21 protein-coding genes are annotated in these 23,331 nt (G+C 49.3%); 10 read left to right on the top strand and 11 right to left on the bottom strand.

Going from position 1 to position 23,331, the window contains the following annotated elements:
* The first annotated feature begins 11 nt into the window (after positions 1-11).
* The gene (locus KJS94_RS01620; protein ID WP_214447013.1) at positions 12-509 is read left to right on the top strand and encodes an NUDIX hydrolase; all 498 of its coding nucleotides are present in this window, start codon (positions 12-14) and stop codon (positions 507-509) included.
* A gap of 96 nt (positions 510-605) precedes the next feature.
* The gene (locus KJS94_RS01615) at positions 606-1,664 is read left to right on the top strand and encodes a cyanophycinase (protein WP_214447012.1); all 1,059 of its coding nucleotides are present in this window, start codon (positions 606-608) and stop codon (positions 1,662-1,664) included.
* Between the two features lie 70 nt (positions 1,665-1,734).
* Here the strand turns inward: KJS94_RS01615 and KJS94_RS01610 are convergent, their stop codons facing one another.
* A complete protein-coding gene (locus KJS94_RS01610; RefSeq protein WP_214447011.1) occupies positions 1,735-2,295 on the bottom strand; it encodes a DUF6580 family putative transport protein in 561 nt (186 codons plus the stop codon).
* A 67-nt stretch (positions 2,296-2,362) separates the two neighbouring features.
* Positions 2,363-3,562, bottom strand: a complete 1,200-nt coding sequence (gene manA / locus KJS94_RS01605) for a mannose-6-phosphate isomerase, class I (RefSeq protein ID WP_214447010.1) — start codon at positions 3,560-3,562, stop codon at positions 2,363-2,365.
* A 35-nt stretch (positions 3,563-3,597) separates the two neighbouring features.
* Here manA and KJS94_RS01600 point away from each other — a divergent pair, with 35 nt between their 5' ends.
* A complete protein-coding gene (locus KJS94_RS01600) occupies positions 3,598-3,951 on the top strand; it encodes a YraN family protein (RefSeq protein WP_214447009.1) in 354 nt (117 codons plus the stop codon).
* Positions 3,952-3,961: 10 nt separating this feature from the next.
* On the opposite strand, the gene KJS94_RS01595 is transcribed toward KJS94_RS01600, so the two are convergent.
* Entirely contained in the window at positions 3,962-4,486 is a 525-nt protein-coding gene (locus KJS94_RS01595; protein WP_214447008.1) for a YkgJ family cysteine cluster protein, read from the bottom strand.
* Positions 4,487-4,569: 83 nt separating this feature from the next.
* Here KJS94_RS01595 and xerD point away from each other — a divergent pair, with 83 nt between their 5' ends.
* The gene (gene xerD, locus KJS94_RS01590; RefSeq protein ID WP_214447007.1) at positions 4,570-5,472 is read left to right on the top strand and encodes a site-specific tyrosine recombinase XerD; all 903 of its coding nucleotides are present in this window, start codon (positions 4,570-4,572) and stop codon (positions 5,470-5,472) included.
* Positions 5,473-5,632: 160 nt separating this feature from the next.
* A complete protein-coding gene (locus KJS94_RS01585) occupies positions 5,633-6,469 on the top strand; it encodes a DUF2911 domain-containing protein (RefSeq protein WP_214447006.1) in 837 nt (278 codons plus the stop codon).
* 49 nt (positions 6,470-6,518) lie between these two features.
* Here KJS94_RS01585 and KJS94_RS01580 read toward each other — a convergent pair whose 3' ends face one another.
* The 6 genes from KJS94_RS01580 to KJS94_RS01560 all read right to left on the bottom strand — a co-directional run bounded on the left by KJS94_RS01580 (position 6,519) and on the right by KJS94_RS01560 (position 14,204).
* Positions 6,519-6,941, bottom strand: coding sequence for a hypothetical protein (locus KJS94_RS01580; RefSeq protein ID WP_214447005.1), 423 nt, complete (start codon positions 6,939-6,941; stop codon positions 6,519-6,521).
* Between the two features lie 10 nt (positions 6,942-6,951).
* On the bottom strand, positions 6,952-8,649 hold the full coding sequence (locus tag KJS94_RS01575) for a sodium:solute symporter family protein (protein WP_214447004.1): 1,698 nt from the start codon (positions 8,647-8,649) through the stop codon (positions 6,952-6,954).
* Positions 8,646-8,768 (bottom strand): hypothetical protein, encoded by a 123-nt coding sequence (locus tag KJS94_RS18195; protein ID WP_256449990.1) that lies wholly within the window; start codon positions 8,766-8,768, stop codon positions 8,646-8,648. Before KJS94_RS18195 ends, KJS94_RS01575 begins: the two co-directional genes overlap by 4 nt.
* Positions 8,769-8,879: 111 nt before the next feature.
* Positions 8,880-9,041: a hypothetical protein gene (locus KJS94_RS01570; RefSeq protein WP_214447003.1), complete on the bottom strand. Its 162-nt coding sequence runs from the start codon at positions 9,039-9,041 to the stop codon at positions 8,880-8,882.
* 1 nt (position 9,042) lies between these two features.
* On the bottom strand, positions 9,043-11,553 hold the full coding sequence (locus tag KJS94_RS01565; protein WP_214447002.1) for a PIG-L family deacetylase: 2,511 nt from the start codon (positions 11,551-11,553) through the stop codon (positions 9,043-9,045).
* Positions 11,554-11,693: 140 nt separating this feature from the next.
* On the bottom strand, positions 11,694-14,204 hold the full coding sequence (locus KJS94_RS01560; protein WP_214447001.1) for a M14 metallopeptidase family protein: 2,511 nt from the start codon (positions 14,202-14,204) through the stop codon (positions 11,694-11,696).
* Positions 14,205-14,345: 141 nt separating this feature from the next.
* On the opposite strand from KJS94_RS01560, the gene ggt reads away from it, so the two are divergent.
* A complete protein-coding gene (gene ggt, locus KJS94_RS01555; protein ID WP_214447000.1) occupies positions 14,346-16,043 on the top strand; it encodes a gamma-glutamyltransferase in 1,698 nt (565 codons plus the stop codon).
* Positions 16,044-16,197: 154 nt separating this feature from the next.
* Entirely contained in the window at positions 16,198-16,734 is a 537-nt protein-coding gene (locus KJS94_RS01550) for a DUF1572 family protein (RefSeq protein ID WP_214446999.1), read from the top strand.
* 88 nt (positions 16,735-16,822) lie between these two features.
* On the opposite strand, the gene KJS94_RS01545 is transcribed toward KJS94_RS01550, so the two are convergent.
* Positions 16,823-17,044 carry a PspC domain-containing protein gene (locus tag KJS94_RS01545; protein ID WP_214446998.1) on the bottom strand — a complete coding sequence of 74 codons (222 nt, stop codon included), beginning with the start codon at positions 17,042-17,044 and terminating at the stop codon, positions 16,823-16,825.
* 203 nt (positions 17,045-17,247) lie between these two features.
* On the opposite strand from KJS94_RS01545, the gene KJS94_RS01540 reads away from it, so the two are divergent.
* From KJS94_RS01540 to KJS94_RS01530, 3 genes are all read left to right on the top strand, one after another.
* On the top strand, positions 17,248-19,515 hold the full coding sequence (locus tag KJS94_RS01540) for an aconitate hydratase (RefSeq protein ID WP_214446997.1): 2,268 nt from the start codon (positions 17,248-17,250) through the stop codon (positions 19,513-19,515).
* A 241-nt stretch (positions 19,516-19,756) separates the two neighbouring features.
* On the top strand, positions 19,757-20,383 hold the full coding sequence (locus KJS94_RS01535) for a hypothetical protein (protein WP_214446996.1): 627 nt from the start codon (positions 19,757-19,759) through the stop codon (positions 20,381-20,383).
* A 171-nt stretch (positions 20,384-20,554) separates the two neighbouring features.
* The gene (locus tag KJS94_RS01530; protein ID WP_214446995.1) at positions 20,555-21,061 is read left to right on the top strand and encodes a YybH family protein; all 507 of its coding nucleotides are present in this window, start codon (positions 20,555-20,557) and stop codon (positions 21,059-21,061) included.
* A 136-nt stretch (positions 21,062-21,197) separates the two neighbouring features.
* Here the strand turns inward: KJS94_RS01530 and KJS94_RS01525 are convergent, their stop codons facing one another.
* Entirely contained in the window at positions 21,198-23,099 is a 1,902-nt protein-coding gene (locus KJS94_RS01525; protein ID WP_214446994.1) for a gamma-glutamyltransferase family protein, read from the bottom strand.
* Positions 23,100-23,331: the final 232 nt, after the last annotated feature.

Genomic DNA, 23,331 nt, shown 5'->3' with positions numbered 1-23,331 from the left:
CCCAAGACCGCATGGGCAATATACCCCCTGGCATAAAAAAGACCGCTGTACTTTGTGTTTTAAAGAACGGCAAGCATTTCCTCCTGCTCAAGAGGCTGAAGCAGCCGAATCAAAACATGTTTACCCCGGTTGGTGGAAAGCTGGACCCATTTGAAGACCCCAATACTGCAGCATACCGGGAAACAAGGGAAGAAACAGGCATCCATGTGGAAGCCTTTCGCTACTGCGGGGTATTGGTGGAATCAGCCCCCAATGATTACAACTGGTCAAGCTTTGTTTACCTCGCTGAAATAGACCTGATCGCACCTCCCCCCTGCCCTGAAGGAGAACTGCACTGGATTGCATTTGATGAAGTGCTGGATGTTCCTACCCCAACAACAGACTGGTTCATTTACAAATACCTCCTCGAAGGACGCCCCTTCATGCTCAACGCTATTTATGATGATAAAGGCGCACTCACCAGCATGCGCGAAGAGATCGCCAACGAAGAAGTATTCCCTGGGAAATAGCAGTATTCCTGAACAAAAACCCCATTTACCTTGGGCGGGCACACTTGCACTTAAGCAAAAGGATGAGTATTTTTCTACATACTTAAACAACAATCCATGAGAAAGATCCTTTTTGGTTCCTTATCCGCCCTTGCCGTATTGACAGCCTGCAGCAAGAGCGTTGCCCCTAAGGCTGTAGCCCAGCCTGAATCAGGCTTGAATGCCAAAGCCCCCGGAGGCTCGGGTTCTATCGTTACCTACCTTACCGGTGATGCAGCTGATGTACAAACCAGCACTTCGGCAGGCCTGATGCTGATGGGAGGTTCAACAGATGTTGATGCCGCTATCCAATGGATGATCAGCAAAAGTGGTGGCGGTGATGCTGTGGTCATCAGGTCATCAGGAGCTGATGGTTACAACGCTTATATGTACGGATTAGGCACCCTCAACTCAGTTGAGACCATCATTATTGATACGCGTACCAAAGCCCTTGATGCATCGGTTGCACAGAAGATCCGCAACGCGGAAATGTTATTCATTGCCGGTGGCGACCAGTGGAATTATGTCAGCTATTGGAAGGATACACCTGTTGAAGATGCCATCAATTACCTGATCAACACCAAGAAAGTACCAGTGGGTGGTACCAGCGCAGGCCTGGCCATTCTCGGATCCGCTTATTATACTGCCCAGAATGGATCCGTTACCTCAGCCCAGGCTTTGGGGGATCCCTATCACCGTTATAGCACGATCGACAGGGACAATTTCATCAATGCACCCCTGCTTGCCAATACCATCACCGATTCTCATTATACGCAACGCGACAGGCAAGGCAGGCATATCTCCTGGCTGGCCAGGATGATGAAGGATTGGGGCATGACAACTGTAAGGGGAATTGGGGTGGATGAGCAAACAGCGGTTTGTGTGGAGGCAAATGGCCTTGCCAAAGTTTACGGTACCAATAAAGCCTATTTCCTCAGCAATAACGGCCTTGGCGCTGAAACCTGCCTGTCCAGGACCAGTCTCACCTGGAACCGGAACCAACAAGCGGTAAGGGCTTATGCCATTACCGGTTCAGCAACAGGCAATGGTAGTGTTGACCTGAATACCTGGAATAGTTTCAGTGGCGGTACTGCTTATTTCTACTTCGTGAACAACGGCACCCTTGCACAGAATTGACCATATTAATTAGAAAGAAAAATGCCACCCAAGCAGGTGGCATTTTTTTATTTAATGATGTATTGACCGATCATGCAATGGCCTTGTTCTCCTGCTTTTGCTGAACCACATAATAGGCACCAAACAATACCGCGCTAAAGAACACGGTAGCCATCAGGGAACCCTGGAAGAAAGGTAGGCCGTCAGCATAGCATTGCAGCAGGCCAGACATTGTCCTGGGACGGTTAAAGCCGCCACCGGATACCCATACGGCAAAATTGGAAACCAGGAAATAGAGTACAGGGGCTGCCAGGGAAGCCAGCGCCACATTGGCAACGCTTACCTTCCTGATAGCGAAGCCCACAAGGGTAAGGCCTGCAAACATGAGGTAATTTGTTACCTGTCCTTCATAGAAGCCCGGTATGCTGGAAAGTCCGTTCACATATAAAACCTGGTAAAGGGCATCACTCAGGAACATAGAGAAGACAGGCAGTGCGAAGGCCCACTTACGGTCCCTGATCACAGCCCCGCCAAAAATGGCCATGGCAATATGAGGAGCGAATCCCCAGGGACGGGAAGGGATGACGCGGTACAGTGCTGCTACGATGATCAATAAAACAAGCGAAACAATAAATGATCTGTTCAACTTCATAAAATTCAAAATGATTAGGCAAAAATAGCAGAAAACCCCTCAAGAAGCGTCAAAGTTTTTCACGCTTTCAGGCAGGGACGGTTGCATGGTATATTTCCGCTCCCGTGGCCGATTCCAGGCGCAACTCAGCACCAGCCGCCAATAAAAGGGCAGCCCCCTTTTCCACATCCACGGTCCTGGCCCCTGAATTTGCTAATACTTTTCCGTTCAACACCAATAGAATATCCAGGGTCTCCGCTTTCAGGCTGTAGTGTTCCCCGGCTTCAAGATCGATCCTTCTCAATTCGAAATCCTTTGCAGGGGTAACATATGCCGTTTCCTTTTCATTCATGGCAGAGCCGGCCAGGATATTCGGTTCAACCGGTTCAAAGCGAACATGCTTCATTAATTCAGGTACATCAATGTGTTTGGGAGTAAGTCCACCGCGCAGGACATTGTCTGAATTGGCCATCAGTTCTACATTCTGGCCTTCGAGATAGGCATGTAATATTCCTGCATCCTGGAAGATCGCCTCTCCCCTCTTCATCTGCACCAGGTTGAGCAGGTAAACAGAAAAGATACCCCTATCCACTTGTCCGGGCTGGTTAAAGGTGATAGCTGCCCTCGCTGCCCAGAAATCGGGGTTCGACCTATCCAGGCTGCCTTGCTGGTAAAGCGGGATAATGCGCTCCAGCAAAGGATCCAATCGTCCCTTCACTTCATCGGCAGGCATTTCCATGACGGTCCTGTACAAAGCTTCATAATTGCCTTCCCCAAAAACCGGCAATAAAAAATTCAACTCCGGTTTTGCTGCAAGGATCGACTGCATGCTGGTAATATTCCTGAACCCATGCAGCAGCCAAAAATCACCCAGCGCTGCCATCAGTTCCGGCTTATGGTTATCATCCTTATAATTCCTGTTTGATGCGCTAAGGGGCACTCCTGCCTCATTTTCTTCCCTGAATCCCTTGAGGGCGCTCTCCCTGCTTGGGTGCACCTGGATACTCAGCATATCCTTCACATCCAATACTTTCAACAAATAGGGTAGTCGGCCAAAAGCATCTTGCACCCTGGCCCCCAGCCATTCCGGATGTGCGGCCACCGCACTATCCAGTTTGCTCCCATTGTCCAGTTCCGCAGGCGCCTGAACATGCGCACCCAGCCAGTATTCAGCAAATGGCTGTTGCTGGTCATTATTCAAGGATAAGAGTTGCGGCAAATAGGTGAAACCACCCCATTGGTAGTGTTGCACCTTGCCTTTCAGCTTAAAGAATTTACTTTGTTCCATATCAGAGGGCCGAAAATAATGCAAAAGGAGCAACCATGGGCGGGCATATTCAATTGGGTAATTGGGGAGAAGAACTGGCTTGCGCCTGGCTACTGGAACATTCTTTCACCATCCTGCACAGGAACTGGCGTCACTCCCACTATGAACTGGATATTATTGCCAGTCGCAATGGGGTATTGCATTTCATAGAAGTAAAGACAAGAAGGGGGAATGCACTGGGCTGGCCGGAGGAAGATGTCACACCAAGGAAGCTGAACGCACTCATGAATGGCGCCATCGCATACCTGGAACAACATCCATCCTGGACAAGGATACAATACGATATCCTCGCCATCAACTTACATTCGGGTGGGCATGACTGTTACCTTGTGGAAGACATTAGCTTGTAAAAAAGCAGCATCATTTAAGGGGCAGGGTTGCCTTAAGTTTCTCTACCATTTTATAGGTTGCCGGGCAGTATTCAATATTCTGTTTGTGCACATGTATATAGTCCGCCATTTTCTTCTTGGTAAGATGGGGGAAGCCTGCGCAATCAGCGGGTCTCACTTCGTATATGCTGCACATATTGGTTTGCTTGTCGAGGAACTGGCAGGGCTGCTTTACATTCATCCAGTCGCCATCTTTCTTATCGTAGTACAACCACTTCTCCTTGAACGCTTCCACACTCATTCCCAGGTAAGCCGAAATACGTTCGAGATCCTTCTTATTGAAAGTCGGGCTCATCTTTTTGCAGCAATTGGCGCAGGTGAGGCAATCCACTTCTGCCCAAACCTGTTGCTCAATGACCGGCGTCAGTTGATCAAGCCCCCTCGGCCTTACATTTTCAATTTTAGTGAGGAACCTGCGTAACTTACTCTTATTATCCTTTACCTGCTTAGCAAATTGCCTCAGGTTAACGGCACGGGGATTGGTGCTTGATGTCATGCGCTGCTGCTTGTAGTTTTAGGAATTGCAATATAAAGGATTCGATGTTTTAATTTGCTTTGTATTTGAATATCATTTTGGCAATGTGGGCTTCATACAAAAAAGGGTTTAAGGCCTGGCTGCAACTGGAAAAGTCCTTGTCCGACAATTCCGTTGAAGCCTACCTGCGCGACCTGGATAAACTCACCCAGTTCCTGGAGATGAAACAATGGGTCATGCCTCCCGGCCAATTGGAGCTTTCCCATTTACAGGAATTCATCCGCTGGGTCGCTGAAATTGGCATGACGGCCACCTCGCAGGCCAGGATCCTTTCCGGGTTAAGGAGTTTTTACAAATATTGCCAGATCGAACAGGTCAGTCAAAACGACCCCACCCTGCTGCTGGATTCACCCAAGCTTAAAAGGGCATTGCCTGACGTGTTGAGTTTTGAAGAGATAGAACAGGTCATTGGAGCCATCGACCGCAGCAAGGCTGAAGGGGAAAGAAATAAAGCCATCCTGGAAACCATGTACAGCTGCGGACTAAGGGTGAGCGAGGTAGTGGGATTGAAGATCTCCTGCCTCTATCTCGACATGGGCTTCATCAGGGTGATCGGAAAGGGAGATAAAGAAAGGCTGGTGCCGATCGGCAGCAATGCCATTAAACAATTGCGGCTTTACCTGGGCACTATCAGGAACCATTACCCTCCCGTGAAAGGCAATGAGGATATCGTTTTCCTCAACCGCAGGGGCGGACAGCTGAGTAGGGTGATGATCTTTCTCCTGATCAAGGACCTGGCTAAAAAAGCCGGCATCAATAAAAGTATATCTCCACATACTTTCAGGCATTCCTTCGCCACACACCTGGTAGAAGGCGGTGCCGACCTGAGGGCCGTACAGGAAATGCTCGGGCATGAAAGCATTACCACTACTGAGATCTATACCCATCTCGACAGGGAATACCTGCGCTCTACCTTACACCAGTTCCATCCTGCATTCAGGAAATAGGCAAGTTAACCAGCACCCAATCCGTAGAATGGAAACAGGATGGCGATCCCCCATTCATCAATGAAAAATCATATCCTGTTTTCCCCATTTTGCTGTTCCTAACAACCAATTACCCTGATAACTGTTAGTTTGCTACATTTGAAACTCAAATCAGCTAACCATGAAGAAACTTATTCTTTCATTTGCTATTGCTGCTTGTTTGGCCGAAGTGGCTAATGCCCAGCAATTGAGGACTCCACAGCCGAGTCCCGGCCAGACCTTAAAGCAGGATTTCGCCTTATCTACTGTTGAAGTGAATTATTCCCGTCCGGCCGTACGTGGCCGTAAGGTGTTTGGCGACCTGGTTCCCTATGGCAAAGTATGGCGTACCGGTGCGAATAGTGCTACCATCATCACCTTTGGTGAAGACGTGATCTTTGGCGACAAAACCGTTCCAGCAGGAAAGTATGGACTGCTTTCTATCCCGGGTGAATCAGAATGGACCATCATCCTTTCCAGGCAACTGGATGTTACCAGTCCTGCAGCCTACAAGGAAGACCAGGACGTTGTCCGCGTGAAGGTGAAGCCAGTTGCGCTCCCCATGAATGTTGAAAACTTCATGATCCTTTTCGATGAAGTGAAGGCAAACTCCATGAACCTGGAGATCCTTTGGGAAAAGACCGGTGTTGCTGTTCCCATCAAGGCAAATATTGACGACAAGATCATGGCCCAGATCGACAACCTGATGAATAAGGATAACAAACCTTATTTCGCTTCAGCCATGTATTACCTGGAGAATGGCAAGGACCTGAACAAGGCCCTTGGATGGTTCGATAAGGCCATTGAGCAAAACCCCAATGCCTTCTGGGTTCACCACCAGAAAGCCAATTGCCTGGCCAAGTTGGGCAGGAAGCAGGAAGCCATTGCTGCTGCCAATAAATCCATTGAGCTGGCCAAGGCTGCCAAGAACGATGACTATGTTGCCCTGAACCAAAAGTTGCTGGCAACACTGAAATAAGGATCACTCCTTTGAACAATAAGGCCCGATCGATGATCGGGCTTTATTGTTATTTTACTCTTTCATACTCCAGTTTACATCCCAGGCAACTGATATAGGGCCTGAACGCGAGGGATTCCACTTCAAACCGCTCCCCTTTCCTGATCCATTTGAATCCATAGGATCCCCATTCCACCGCGGGGCCGATCCGATCATAAAATTCAACCTGCAATTCCCCGTCCTTCAAGCGAACATACCATTTATGGTTATCTTTTACCTGTTCGGGATTGGCATGGCTCCTGTAGGCCATGGAATTATCAAAAAGCACCAGGCTGGTTCCTTCCCGGTAAATCTCCAGGGAGTCCGCCCTTAGGGTGCTATTTACCCAGGTCCCAACCAATTCACTGCTGCCTCCCTCCTGCTGTTTATCGCAGGCAGTAATCATACTCAGGATGAGGGAAGAAACGAGGATGCGTTGGAAGTGGCAGTGCATGGTTCTGGTTTTACCCCATTGACCTTGCCATCATCAATTTCGTTGCATGGAATACCAATGCCAATAATACCAGCAGGAGTGCCCCCACCACATTCAGCCAAAGGAAGCCAAGGTCAGATTTCCAGAAAAGGGCAATGACCGCCAATTCTGTAATGATCGCACTCCAGAAAGTGGCCCCGGCACCCACCGGCTTACAAAAGAAAGCGACAAGGAAGATACCCAGTATCACCCCGTAGAAAAGGGATCCCAGTACATTCACTGCTTCGATCAGGCTGCCCATGTTATTGGCAAACTGGGCCACTATAATACAGAAGACACCCCACCCGAATGTGTACCACTTGGAAAGCTTATATTCCCTCAAGGGTTCTTCAGGGTGCCTGACATACTGTTTATGGATATCACACATGGTGGAAGAGGCAAGGGAATTGAGAGCAGCGGCAATGCTACCCCATGCCGCAAGGAATATAACGGCAATGAGTAGCCCAACCAGTCCCTGTGGCAAATGATCTACCACAAACCGGAGGAAGATATAATTGGTATCATTCACATCCGCCGAAGGAGCTGCGTCCTTCAATGTCTTTTTATAATCAGAACGGGTCTGGTCCAGGGCCTGCTGGTTGCTTTTCATGGCCTGGATCAATGCATCATCTTCTGGCTTGCTGACAAAATCCTTTACCAATGACTGCTGTTTACCCGCATGTTCCTGGTACTTAGCTTCCAGTTGCCGGAGTTTTTCCTTTGCAGGCCCGGAGGTAACCTGTCCGGCTACAGCCTGGTTAAAGAACACTGGCGACGGGTTCATTTGGTAGTAAGTGAAGACCAGGGCACCCACCAACAGGATCAGGAATTGCATCGGCACTTTTACGAGGCCATTCATGAGCAGGCCGGTCTTGCTTTCGGTAGTGTCCTTTGCCGTAAGGTAGCGACCGACCTGGCTTTGGTCCGTCCCAAAATAGGAAAGGGCCAGGAAGAAGCCGCCAATGATCCCACTCCAGATATTGTACCGGTCCGTCCAGTCGAATCCGGTCTCCTTTACACCGGTAGTGATCACATTCAGCCTGCCCAGCTTCCCACTCACTTTCAGGGCATCTATAAAACCAATGCCCTCGGGCAGCAAATGCACCATCATATAGGCTGCCAGGAACATTCCGGTAAAAATGATCAGCAATTGTAACTGCTGCGTATAGGCTACCGCTTTGGCACCACCGCTAACAGTGTAAATGATCAATAACCCGCCCATGAAGATATTGGTCCAGTAAATATTCCAACCCATCAACGAAGAGAGGATAATGGAGGGCGCATAGATACTGATACCGGTCGAAAGCCCCCTGGACAAAAGGAACAAGAGGGCAGTGAATGTCCTGGTTTTCTTATCGAATCGTTGTTCCAGGTATTCGTAAGCGGTATATACTTTCAGGCGGTGAAAGATGGGCACAAAGAAGATACTGATCACCACCATGGCAATGGGCAGGCCAAAATAATATTGCACAAACCTCATCCCATCCGAATATGCCTGGCCGGGTGCCGACAGGAAAGTAATGGCACTTGCCTGGGTCCCCATGATACTCAATAATACGAGGTACCAGGGCATCGACCTGTTGCTCAGGAAATATCCATCCAGGTTCTTGGATGTCCTGCTCTTGAACAAGCCATAAGTGACGATGGCTGCCAATGTGGTCACCAATACGATCCAGTCAAGCTTACTCATGAAAAATATTGGGTAAAGAAGTGAAATCCTATGATCAAGGCCACCAGGAAGAGCAGTACGAAAACATACCACTGTGTCCAGGTCCGGAACAAGGGAACTTTTGAATTATTATCAGCCATACGCTTCAAATTATTTGTCGAAGGTAGTTGTTTGGGTTAGCAGGTATACATACAATTCGATGTAATCAAAGCAAGGCCCATCACAAAAGACTGGCGGCCTGGCTGGACTTCCTACCGCTTCCTGCCAGCGATCAGTCCGGATGCCAATAGCCCCAAACCCAGGCCGATAAGCAGGCCAATATGGACCCGTTTGATAAATGCCCCGATGATCAGGCCGAGTACAATACATATCCCTATACCAATATCCCTTCTTCCCTGGTTTGGATTAGCCATATCAGAATGGTTTTTTCTGGTTCAAAGCTATGATATTGGCCAGTAACCGATAGGCGCCAGGCACACCGGCGGGTAACTGCCTGAAAAACACGAGACCAGTATATACAAAATAACCCTTACCGTATTTGGCCATGATCAGGCTTCCGGCATCTTCTTTTTCGGCCGGATCGCCCATGCTGAAGATGGTCTCATAATGACTATCCCATCCTGAAGCATGGTAGATGCTCCTCTCCTGGATCCAGTTCTCAAAATCCTTCGGACCGATCTTGTTGGGAAAATTCATTAGCGGATGGTCTGGGTTGCTCACCTTTACTTCCGCCTTTTCATCGGTTATCCTTGTACGTGAGATATTGAAGGGATAGGGACCGATCTTGGCTTTCACCGGACCGATCTGGTTGGAAGTATTGTACTGTACAATCAGGTTCCCCCCATCGGCAATGTAACGCATCAGTTTATCATAGTAATTATTCAGCGACTCCTTGATATTATATGCCCTTACACCGGTAATGATGGCATCGAACTGGGAGAGGTCCATGGAACCAAGGGCTGCATCATCCAATGTGGTCACTGTGTAACCCATTTGCTTCAGGGCATCTCCTACACCATCGCCGGAGCCGGGTATATAACCGATCTTCTTCCCTGCCACCCTGATCTCTTCATTGACCACCTTGATGGTATTGGGGAAGAAATAATGAACGGTCGGGATATGGTCATACTGGATCAGCTTCATAGCATTATTATAGGCAACCGGCTTCCCTTTGCCGGGCAATTCTATCCAGGGATACACTATCTCAGGCTTCTGGCCATCCACCAGGGAATCGAAAGGCAGCATGATGCTTTGCATGGTATTCTTGACCAATGGCAACTCAAAAGGAATCCGCTTCTCCTTCAGGTTCTTACCGTTGCTCAACTCAAACCTGAAACTACCACTGGTGGTATCCCGCTGCGCATAACTCTTGTAGGTCAACTGTACCATTTGCTTGTGCGCCGGCACCAGGTTGTTCAGCACTACCCCCGGTTGGGAACCGATCACTACTGGTGGAACGGTAAAGACCGGTTGGTAGATCTCCCCTTTCACAGGATCCGTGTATTTATATCTCAATGGATACTCCTCTGTAAAGGTGGTATTATCCAGTTTATAGGTAAGCTTCACTTTATTACCGGGATTTTCGGCATAACCGATCATGAGTTGTGAATTCACATTGAAGCTGCCGGTAAGCATCTGCTCACGCAACCAGTAAGGCTGGTCGGTAATGAAATTATCCGTAACCAGTTGCTTCACTGATGTGCTGACCAGCTGGTTAAACTGGGCACTCCTGGCAATGGTCAGGGAGGTATCAGCATAACTGATACGGACATCCGAAACAGGAACAGCACTCCTGCTCACAAAATTAAACGTCACCTGAAGGGAATCGCCGGTAACAGCGACCTGTTGATTGGCCACTGCTTCGAAATAGATGCCCGCACAAGCCTTGATCATTTCCCGGAGTTCCCTGGCCTTCTGCTCTTTCCAATAAGTATCCTCAACTTTCTGGTCGACCAGGTTAAGTAATTCAAGCAAGGCCGGAACCGAAGCCGATGGCTGCAAGGGGCTGTAATCACTGATGACCCGATCGATTTTGGCTTCTATATCCTTTTGCCCCACCCTTGACCAGGAGGTATTGACCCCGTCCAACAGGTCAGACTGGATCTTCTCGCCATCCGTGTGGGCAAAGAATTCGTATAAGGCTCCGCGTTGCCTGGGCACACCAAAGCCCTGGCTCTTATGCTGGCTGCGGCTCTCGGCGGCCACTTCGCCATAACCCTTACCCAGCAAGGGATTGTACACACCAACATCTATCTTGTATTGGTCATCACTCTGTGTATTCATACCCCCGCCAAAGTTGAAGGTGTTCCAGAGTATCCGCTTCGCCTGCCATGGTTTTACATACTTCAACTGTTTGGGAAACCGCTTGGGGTCTGCTGCTGCCCTGAATGCTTCATTGGCCAAAACCGCGGAGGCGGAATGGTGGCCATGGCCGGCTCGGCTATCGGGAGGGAAACGGGTAATGATCACATCCGGCCTGAACTTCCTGATCACCCAAACCACATCACCCAATATCTTCTCCTTATCCCAAACCGAAAGGGCCTCTTCCGTGGATTTGGAAAACCCGAAATCATAGGCCCTGGAAAAGAATTGTTCCGCACCATCAATGCGCCTTGCAGCCAGCAATTCCTGTGTCCTGATCAGGCCAAGGGATACCCCCTGCTCATCCCCTATCAGGTTTTGTCCTCCATCACCCCGGGTCAGTGATAAATACCCCGTCCTGAGCTTTCTTTCCTTGGCCAGGTAGGCCAGCAACCTCGTATTCTCATCATCCGGATGGGCGGCAACATACAGCACGGAACCCAACACTTTCATTTTTTGTAAGCCCAACAAGATGTCTGCAGAGGTGTAGGTCTGTGGCGACTGTGCCCTGACACCCATACATGTTGTCAAGGCAACTAAAAGGCCAGCTAAGCGTTTGCGCATATGAGGGAACTGATTGAATTAAGGTTGTAAAATAACAAAAAGCACCTACCAAAGTTGGCCATTCATAAAATTGGAAGGCCTTTAAAAGAACAACCCGCCGGCAATACCAGCGGGTTGGGAAAAATTTTCTTTCGAACTCATTATTGGCCGGCCAGGAAAACGGCATTACAAAGCAGGAGTTTACCGTTCTCCCAGAAACTGCGGAAAACCGGGTTGTCCGCAAGATAGATCACCTGTCCACGTCCCATATCCTGGGCGCCAATCAACAAGGCGTCTTTCAGTTTTTCCTTGATCACACTTCCGGTAAATCCGCTCACATAATTATTCTTCTTAATAACTCCCACATTCCAGCCATCATCCTTGAAGAACTGGTAAACATTCCCATCCTGCTTCAGGGAATAATAAAAGTCGGGGAAACCAAAACCAAGCGGATGGGTGTTATCCAGTTCCAGCCTGAAGATTGACCCCGGCATACTGTTCACCAGCCAATCGCGTTCACGGTTCTCAAACTTCCGGATGGAAGCATATTCATCCTTCCTGTCCTCATCCTTCTTGTCATCACCATCCTTTATTTTGATACCCCATTCCGCCCTGGCCATCTGGGCAACGGCATTCTCCAGCGCAATGATCTTGCCTCCACGTTTTACCCAATTCTTCAGTTCCTCATTGGCTTCCTTCCTGCTAAAGAAATCATAAGAGCCATCAGCAAGGATCAATACATTGAACTGGTTCATTCCGTCGCGAAGGAAGTCATTGGCGCTCACCAGGGTAATGGGATAATTCAATTGCTGGTCAAAGAAATGCCAGATCTCACCCATTCCCAATGAGGATACCCCATCACCATAGATCATGGCTACATTCGGGGCATTGATGGTCCGAACCCTGTCAGAGCCGAAATCGAATCCCCTGTCTACAAAACCGGATCCGATGGAATACACAGTACTACCGGTTTCTTTCGCAGCGGCTTCCACCAGTTGCTGTATTGGTTTGCCATTGTTGGCTGCCCTGGTCACCAGCAGGGTGCCTTTTTCAAAACTCTCGTTACCACTATTAAAGAGCTGCTCTGCATAACGAACTTTCAAACCCTTCTGCAGGGCTGCTGCCAGGAATTTGGCACTGTTCAATCCATCCCATTTTACCGCATAGGCATAGGCGTTAGCCATTACTGCCGGCTGGGAAACAGCTGGGGCGGTCCTGGTTACGGCTGTGATATAGTTGGCTACGCCATAGGTCTTCAGTCCATAGGCATAGGGTAAAGACCAGGCAGTGATGTCATAGGTTGCAGAATCAGTGATATTGGAACTGCGTTCAAACAGCACTTTTATGAAATTGCTTTTGGGCTGGTTGATATTGATCACCACATCCCCATTCTCTGCTTTGAAAGCTTCGTTCTTGCCCGTGAAATAATTCAGGCCGTTAAGGTTGGCGCCGCTGGCATAAGACCAGTCGATCTGGTTCCTGTCCAGCAATTCCTTCAGGCGTTTCATCCTGTCGGTGCCATCATTCTTCACTACCCATGCCTTGAATTCACCAAGGGGATGATTGATGGCGTTATTGAAATAGTTCCTGAATTCGCGGATCAGGCGATTGGCCTGCTGTGCACTGATCTCGACGGTGCTGATACCTGTTGTAAAATGATGCAGCACACGATCCCTCAGGGTAAGGGTATCACCGTCTTCATTGATGATCCCTAATCCGGCCCGGATACCTCCCTGTTCATAGGTCATGCCAATGGCACCGCTGTAGGTTGGATAGGTATCGCCATAGGAAGGATAGAAAAGGTCGAACCGTTCCTTTGTAAAATACAGCCAGCCGTTCTGGTCAAAATAACGGGCATGGTTCTTTCCGATCATGATCTGGAATTCACGCTGCCACTTGCTGATCACCTCATGGTAGGGTTCAGCTGCGGGGGCAAAATAATAGGGTTCATTGAATCCCTGCTCATGGAAATCCACATGCACCTGTGGCAACCATTCGTTGTATTTCTTCAACCTGTGCTGGGTTTCCACCTGGCTTTGCCAGGCCCAGTCGCGGTTAAGGTCAAAATTATAATGGTTGCTCCTTCCGCCGGGCCATGGCTCCTTGTGTTCACGCGCAATGGGCTGGGGATTCACGTTCCTGCCCAACACCTGGGTGTACCAGTTCACATAACGGTCACGACCATCCGGATTCAAACAGGGATCGATCAGCACCACCGTATTTTTCAACCATTCCCTGCTCTTTGCGCTATTGGGGTTCACCAATTCATAGATGGTCATCATGGATGCCTCTGATGAAGAAGTTTCATTACCATGCACATTATAGCTCAACCAAACAATAGCAGGTGCATTCTCATTCGGGGCCATCTTATCTTTTGCCACACTGGCCAACCGGAGGTTATTCATGCGGATCTGCTCAATATTGGCAAGGTTCTCTTTGGAGGCTACCGTAGCCAATAAAAGCGGGCGCCCTTCATTGGTGGCACCATACTGTTCCAACTTTACCATTTCGGGTGCCTGCTGGGCCACATGCTGGAAATACTGAACGATCCTGTAATGTGGCGTGTACCTGGTTCCCAATTGATAACCGAGGAACTGGTCGGGGGATTGCACCTGCGCAATGGCAGCAACAGCAGCAGCAATTGCCACCAGGCTCAAAAACATTTTTTTCATACTAGCTAATCGCAGATTTGATTTGAAATGAGGCGTGAAACTAAGGAAAAATGCTTGACCAGAACCTTTCGCAACAAGGAACTACATGGATGGGACTTCAGGTTGAAATATCCCCTATTTTTATCGGACAATTGTTTTTGCATGAAAAGAATCGCCCTATTGCTTGTATTGGTTAAGCTTGTTGTAGTCACGCATGCGCAACACCCGATCGATCCCTACCATTATACTATCCAAAAGACCTTTCGCGGAAAGAACGGAGCAGTTGTTTCTGCCCATCCCCTGGCCAGCCAGGTAGGGGTCATGATCCTGAAAAAAGGCGGTAATGCCGTGGATGCAGCCATTGCCACCCAACTCGCCCTCGCTGTTGTGTATCCCAATGCCGGCAATATTGGTGGCGGGGGATTTTTTGTGGGCCACCTGAAAGAAGGCAAGAACATCACCATCGATTACAGGGAAAAAGCCCCGGGCAAAGCCCACCGGGATATGTACCTGAAACAGGATGGCAGTCCTGACCTGGAAAAAAGCCAGAATGGCCATCTCGCGGCGGGGGTACCCGGAACAGTTGCAGGACTTTTTGCTTCTCATAAATTTGCCCGCCTGCCTTTCAAAACCCTTATCCAGCCTGCTATTGACCTTGCGGAAAAAGGCTTTGTGATCACACAGGCGGAAGCCAATGCCCTGAACGCCCGTAAAGCCATATTTGAAAAATACAGTACCCGGCCAACAGCCTTTGTAAGGGATATCCCCTGGAAGGGCGGCGATACACTGGTACAGAAAGAATTGGCCCAGACCCTGATCCGCATCCGCGATAAGGGCCAGAAAGGTTTTTATGAAGGGGAGACCGCCAGGATGATCGTTGAAGAAATGCAAAGGGGCAATGGCATCATCTCCTATGATGACCTCAAAGCCTACCAGGCAGTGGAAAGGACCCCTTCAACTTTCAAATACAAGGAATACGACCTGGTGACCATGCCCCTGCCCAGTTCCGGTGGCGTACTGTTGCCAATGATGATGAAAATGACCGAAAGGTTTCCACTTAGTTCCTATGGCTACATGTCGCCCAAGGCTGTTCAATTGATGGTGGAGATCGAGCGACTGGCTTATGCCGACAGGGCCAAGTACCTGGGAGATGAAGACTTCTATAAAGTACCCGTAAAGCAATTACTCAGTGATAAATACATCACTGAACGCCTCAAGCTCTACCAATCGGATACAGCAGGCAATAGTACCCTGATCCATGAAGGGGTGGTGGAAGGGGAATCAGAAGAGACCACCCACCTCAGTGTGTTGGATAAGGACGGCAATGCCGTATCGGTTACCACTACCCTGAACAACAGCTACGGTTCCTTCACAGTAGTTGGTGGGGCCGGGTTTATCCTAAATGACGAAATGGATGATTTCAGTGTGAAGCCCGGCGTACCCAACATGTATGGTGCTGTTGGCGGCGAAGCCAACGCCATTGCACCTGGCAAGCGCATGCTGAGTTCCATGACACCAACCATTGTACTGAAAGGCGGGAAACCCTATATCGTTGTAGGTACACCGGGGGGCACTACCATCACTACCAATGTGTACATGACCCTGATGAACCTGCTGGAATTCAACCTCAGCGCCTATGACGCCGTCAACAAACCAAGATTCCATATGCAATGGCTGCCCGACCAGGTGGACATAGAAAAGAATTTCCCTGAGGAGCTGAAAGCCGCCCTTGAAAAGATGGGTTATAAGACCAGGATCAGGGGTGCATTTGGCCGCACCGAATTGATCAAGGTGCTGCCAGACGGAACCATGGAGGCCGTTGGTGATATGCGGGGGGATGATGCCGCAGAAGGATGGTAAAAATGGTGTCATGCATTATAATGGTCCCGGGCCCTTTATGGATGCCCGGGATTTTTTTTAAGGATTCTTATAAGTCTGCCATCCTTAACCTGCGTAGCTTTGACCAGGTCAATATGCACACTATCCCCATTTCATGATCTTAAAAACTTTACTCATGTCTGTAGAAGCTTCCTATCTCACCAGCCTCAGGGCCAGGTTAAAGGGATACAGGGAATTGGGCGACAAAACCTTTTCACAACTTACAGAGGAACAGCTGAATTGGCAGCCCGGAGAAGGCTCCAATAGTATTGCGGTCATTATCCGGCACATGCATGGGAATATGCTCAGCAGGTTCACCAATTTCCTTACTGAAGATGGTGAAAAGCCCTGGCGCAAACGTGATGAGGAGTTTGAGGCGATCCCGATGGGCAAGGACCAACTGTTGGCACTCTGGCAGGAAGGATGGGACTGCACCATGAGGGCAATAGATGATCTCCGGGAATCATACCTGGACAGGACCATCACCATCCGTCATGAAAACCATAGTGTGGTAGATGCCCTGAACCGGCAGTTAGGGCATTATGCTTACCATACTGGCCAGATCACTTTTTTAGGCAAAATGCTCAAGGGTGGTGAATGGACAAGCCTTTCCATCCCGAAGGGGGCATCCGGACAGTTCAACCAGGAGATGGCCAAAAAACACAAGGACTGACCGGGATCGACAATGGCGGGAACATTGTGGCCAAATAAAAAATCCCGCCAGGAGCGGGATGGGATCATCAATGGGTGTTGGTCCAGGGCTAGAAATACCTTAATGGATTTCTCTTTGCCGCCCAGATATACTGTTTCACATTCATCCAGAATGCGGCAAACAGGTAAAAGATAATGGGCGACCCCATGGTCATCAGGGAAATGTACATGAAATACTTGCGGATGGTGGCCGGAGCTACCCCCATTTTTTCCCCTATATAGGAGCAAACTCCAAACACGTGCCACTCGATAAAGTGTTTGATGTTTTTCATGCTTGACAAATTAGGAAATTTCAACAATTACACAACACAAAAGGTTAAAAAGAGATTGCTTTATTCGGTAAATTCGCGGGCCGGAAATCCCCTTCCCCCAAGGGATCAAGCATTTTTCAAGGTTTCTGGGGTGTAGCTGGGGCTTATCCGGACGAAGAAATAAACAATTTCTTTCATACATCAAACCTCAAACATAGATAGCTATGGTTTTTGACTTAGAGATGATCAAGAAGGTGTACGCTAACTTCCCCTCCCGTGTTGCAGCGGCAAGGAAAGTGGTTGGCCGTCCCCTTACGCTGACAGAAAAAATATTGTATGCCCACCTCTGGCAGGGAGAGGCCACCCAGGCTTACGAAAGAGGAAAGAGCTATGTAGACTTCGCTCCGGACAGGGTGGCGATGCAGGACGCTACCGCCCAGATGGCCCTTTTGCAGTTCATGCAGGCCGGAAGGGACAAGGTTGCCGTTCCGTCTACAGTACATTGCGATCACCTGATCGTCGCTAAGGACAATAGCAAGGTTGACCTTGACCGTGCCGTGCATGAGAGCAAGGAAGTATATGATTTCCTGGCCTCCGTATCCAACAAATACGGTATTGGTTTCTGGAAGCCCGGAGCCGGTATCATTCACCAGGTGGTATTGGAAAACTATGCTTTCCCCGGAGGTATGATGATCGGTACCGATTCCCATACCGTTAACGCAGGAGGCCTTGGCATGATCGCCATTGGTGTTGGTGGAGCAGATGCCTGTGATGTAATGAGCGGACTGGCCTGGGAACTGAAAATGCCTAAGCTGATCGGTGTTAAGCTGACCGGCAAACTGAATGGCTGGACAGCCCCCAAGGATGTGATCCTGAAAGTGGCCGGTATCCTTACGGTAAAAGGCGGTACTGGTGCCGTAGTGGAATATTTCGGCGAAGGTGCCACCAGCATGAGTTGCACCGGTAAGGGAACCATCTGTAACATGGGTGCAGAGATCGGTGCCACTACCTCAACCTTTGGCTATGATGAAAGCATGAGCCGCTACCTGAAAGCTACCGGCCGTGAAGAAGTGGCCGCCCTGGCTGATGGTATCCGTGAACACCTGACCGCTGACCCTGAAGTATATGCCAATCCAGAGCAATACTTCGACCAGGTGATCGAGATCAACCTGAACGAACTGGAACCGCACCTGAACGGACCATTCACTCCGGACCTGGCTACCCCCATCTCAAAGATGAAGGAAGAAGCTGCCAAAAACGGCTGGCCGACAAAAGTAGAAGTAGGCCTGATCGGTTCTTGTACCAACTCTTCCTATGAAGATATCAGCCGCGCTGTTAGCCTGGCCAAGCAGGTAGCAGATAAAGGCCTGAAGACAAAAGCAGAATTCACCATCACCCCGGGTTCAGAGCAGGTACGTTATACCATCGAACGCGACGGCTTCCTTAGCACCTTCGACAAGATCGGCGCCAAGGTATTTGCCAACGCCTGTGGTCCCTGTATTGGTATGTGGGATCGTATGGGTGCCGAGAAGCAGGAAAAGAACACCATCGTTCACTCCTTCAACCGCAACTTCGCCAAGCGTGCCGATGGCAACCCCAATACTTATGCCTTCGTGGCCTCCCCAGAGCTGGTGACAGCCCTGGCCATTGCAGGTGACCTGACCTTCAACCCGCTTACTGACACCCTTACCAATGAAAAAGGTGAGCAGGTGAAACTGGATCCCCCAACAGGTTATGAACTGCCTCCCAAAGGCTTCTCCGTTGAAGATCCCGGCTACCAGGCCCCGGCAGCCGATGGCAGTGGCGTACAGGTGATCGTTGATCCCGCTTCCAAGCGTTTGCAACTACTGGATCCATTTGCCGCCTGGGAAGGAACTGACCTGAAAGGCCTGAAACTCCTGATCAAGGCCAAAGGCAAGTGTACCACTGACCATATCTCCATGGCGGGTCCATGGTTGAAGTTCCGTGGCCACCTTGATAATATCAGTAACAACCTGCTGATCGGTGCAGTAAACTTCTTCAATGAAAAGACCGATAATGTTAAGAACCAACTGAACGGCGAATATGGCCCGGTTCCGGCTACCCAACGTGCTTATAAGGCAGCAGGTATCGGTTCCATCGTTGTGGGTGATGAAAACTACGGTGAAGGCTCCAGCCGCGAACACGCTGCCATGGAACCACGTCACCTCGGTGTTCGTGCCGTACTGGTAAAGAGCTTTGCCCGTATCCACGAAACCAACCTGAAGAAGCAGGGTATGCTGGCGCTGACCTTTGCCGACAAGAATGATTACGAGAAGATCCAGGAAGACGATAGCATTGATATCGTTGGACTGACCAGCTTTGCCCCGGGCAAGCCGCTGGAGATCGTTCTCCATCACAAGGATGGCAGCAGCGACACCATTCTCGCTAACCACAGCTACAACGAACAGCAGATCGAGTGGTTCAAGGCCGGTGCGGCATTGAACATCATTCGCAAGCAGTTCGCGAAATAAAAGGCACCCCGGTAATAGCCCGGGATCTTACCTTAAGCAAAAGCCGTTGCAAATTGCAACGGCTTTTTTATTGCCACCTACTTATCATGAGTAGTTACAACAATGATGAAAAGTATTTTTACGAGCACCTTCCACTATAGCCGGAATGCAGTTCATACGAGGGTTTGAAGGAAAAATCCAGTGCATATCTTTTTATAACGCCAACAAACAACCGAATAATTAATTGCTGTAATTTAGCCCCATGCGTATCCTATCATCCATCCTATCAAAAACAAACCAGCGTTATGGGTATTATCCCAATCGCTACCAGTACCAGCAACAGGAGCTGGCTGATGCATCCCGGGTTGAACATATCCTCGGTCAATTGGACGGGATCACACCCCTGGGCAGGACCATCACCCCGATCAAGGTGCATGGCCTCAATTTTAACTGCACTACAACTGAAGTATCGAAGCAACTTGGCAAGCCATTGGCAAAATTGGTGAACCCCGAATTGGAAAAGCATAGCATTATGTTGTACCAAACGCGGTTCTTCAACAAGAAAGTAAAGCTGGTCTTCCATTTCCTGGACAGCCTGCTGTTCATGGCAGAATACCAATTTTACCAGCTCAATACCACCGAACAGGATGACTTGTCGAATATGCTCATTTCCAAGTTCGGTTGTCTGTTGCCGTTTGCCAGTGAACCACAAAAGATCACCGATGCACAGGGAAATGCCCTGGCTATCCAACAGGATGTGTACACCCATTTTTACTATGTTGGGCACAATAGCAGGGAAGCCTGTGAGTATTTCCAGGCTAACTCAATGGAGGCCAGGCTGGCGATCGAGCGTAAGGAACAGGAACAGTATTGGAAGCAGATCATTTAACCTGCTGCTCAGGATAAATCCGGCGAACCCTTAATGCCAGATCAAACTCCCGATGGGGCAATAACCAGAAATTGTCCCACAGGAATAGTATTGCCCCTGGCCAGGCAGTCTATTTTAATCCATATAACATGTTATTGTTTTTCGTAACTTAAGAGACCTAAAACAACCAACATGAACAAAAGCTATTTTGCCTTAGTGGCATTTGCTGCCTGCTCCCTCTTTTTTATCCTTTCCTGTGGCTCTAAGGCCCAACATTCAGGAAGCTCCCATTCATCTCCCGCAGCCATGGACGAAGCAACCATGAGGAAGATCGTTGATGAAGGCAATGCCATTCTTGAAAACGGGCTTCGCAATAAGGATTCCGTTGGCTTCGCAGAATTTTACACCACAGACTGCCGCATCATGGCTCCCAACTGGCCCTATACAGAAGGGAAGGCTGCTGCCATACCCATGGCTGCCATGATCATCGGCATGGATGCCAGGATCGACCTCAATACTGTTTCCGTGACCGGTTGTGCAGAACGCATCATCGAACAGGGCACCTATACCATGACCAATGGGAGTGGTGCTTCACTGGACAAAGGCAAATACATCGTGATCTGGAAGCAGGAAGGTGGGAAATGGAAAGCCTTCCAGGATATCTGGAACAGCGATATCCTTCCGCCCGGTATGAAATGATATTTCATGCAAGGTTTCCAATGCTAAACAGGACCTTAGCCGGTGGAAACTGAATCATCATATTAAAAAAAGACGCTGCACCCTGATCGGGATGCAGCGTCTTTTTTATGGGCAATTCAATTATCTGGTTCCTTCCTTACCATCCGATTCCATAATCCTCACCGTGGTTGCTACTTCCGCCCCAGAAGCTATTGTGCTTCCAGTCGAAGAATATAGCATTGATCGGCCCACTAGTCCGGTCATCCAGCGTGATCTGGTAACCCATTTGGCGCAGCTCCTTCTGCACCCATTCCGGTGTGTCCTGACGCAGCAAAATACTACCTCCCCTGGGCTTGCGATCATCTGTCTTCACCCCTCCCAGCGACAACCACAGCTGGTTGGAATTGATATTGGCTGCTTCTGTAGCTTCCTGCACATTCATGCCAAACTCGACCATATTCAGGAAGAACTGCAGGAGGTTCTGGTCCTGCGTATCTCCTCCCTGTACCGCAAAGGACAACCAGGGTTTGCCATCCTTCAAGGCCATGGTAGGGGTAAGCGTTACCCTGGGTCGTTTCCCGGGTTCCACCACATTGAATGGATTCAGCGATGAATCCAGTACAAAGCTTTGCATACGCTGGCTCATGCCTACACCGGTGCGCCCGGCAATACATGCGGGTATCCATCCACCACTTGGGGTAATGGAAACAACCCAACCATCCTTGTCTGCAGCTTCAACAGAAGTAGTTCCCCTCCACAGGCGATCCATATACTCGGCATCGATAGACAAAGCCGCTACAGATCGGGTATCATGTGCTGGCGCAAATCCCCTCCTGTTAGCCGGAGTGGTATCCATATTGAAGCCGCGCTTTTTTAACAGGTCAAGATAGGGATTCACCTTGCCTTCAAAAGGATAGGGATCCCCGGGACCCTGGGTGGCATTGTTCCGGTCAAAACCGATCTGCGCTGCCCTCATTTTCGCATAGTCCTTGCTCAGCAGCCCGGTCATGGGTTCCTGCGGCGGGAAATAAGGATCCCCATAATAGAAATCGCGGTCTGCAAACGACATGTTCATGGCCTGGTAAACCGTATGGATGTAACGGGCGGAATTGTACCCCATCCCCTTCAGGTCAAAATTCTCCAGGATATTCAGTGCCTGCAACATCATGGGCCCCTGGGTCCATTGCTGCAGCTTATACACATCAATGCCCTTGTAATTCACTTTCATGGGTTCCTCTTCAATGGGCTTCCACCTGGCCAAATCTTCAAGGGTGATCAGTCCCCCTTGTTCCTGTGCACCACGAACAAACTCCTTTGCAATATCCCCTTTATAAAACCGATCGTACGCGGCCATGATGGCTTCCTTACGGCTCTTCTTCTTTTTAAGTGCTTCCTGCTCCGCTTCTACCATCTTGGTAAGGGTTTCCAAAAGGTCCTTTTGCACAAAGATCTCACCGGCCTCAGGCGCTTCACGCTTTTCACCCAAATGGGGCAGGAAGACCGCCTTGCTATAAGGCCACTCCTTGATCCTGGCCTTCTGCCTTTCGATACTGTTGGCTGTTTGCGCCTCAATGGGATAACCGGCTGCCAGCTGCATGGCTGGAGCCAGTACTTCTTTCAGGCTCATGGTGCCATATTCTGCAAGCATGTAACAAATCCCACCAGGGGTACCGGGAGTAAGCGCTGCCAGTGGGCCATACTCAGGAGGGAAATTCAGTCCCTTACTTTTGAAGAACTCAACAGTAGCTCCTGTGGGTGCCACCCCCAATGCATTGATGCCGATCACTTTCCCTGTTTTGGGATTATAGATCAGGGCCTGTGTCTCACCGCCCCAACTCAATACGTCCCACATGGTGCAGGTTGCGGCCAACATGGCACATGCCGCATCAACAGCATTACCGCCTTTTTGGAAGATCATGGAACCGGCAGTGGCAGCCAATGGCTTGCCGGTAATGGCCATCCAGTTCTTGCCATGCAACACAGGCTTTTGTGTAGCCTGCCCAAGAACTGCCAGAAAAGAAAAATGAAAAAAGATCAGGTAGAGTGCCTTTTTTCTCATCGTTATTAGTGTTTGGTTTTAGTTAGCCAGTATAATGCCTGAAAGGGGCAATATGTTCATTTCCATGATCCTGGTAACTGTGCATCGACCCAGACCGGGAAAAACCCCCCCCACTATTCAGGTTTTCCCCCTTCTCCATCAACATTGGTCCGGCTACTTTTGAAACGCATTACAGTTAACAAGTATCCTAATTGCTCATAACACCGTTTGGTTTTAGTTGGTTTCCAAAACG

The sequence above is a fragment of the Flavihumibacter rivuli genome (assembly GCF_018595685.2).
Taxonomy (GTDB): Bacteria; Bacteroidota; Bacteroidia; order Chitinophagales; family Chitinophagaceae; genus Flavihumibacter; species Flavihumibacter rivuli.
Note: the sequence above shows the minus strand (reverse complement) of the source record. Positions and strands in the feature narration are given on the sequence as shown.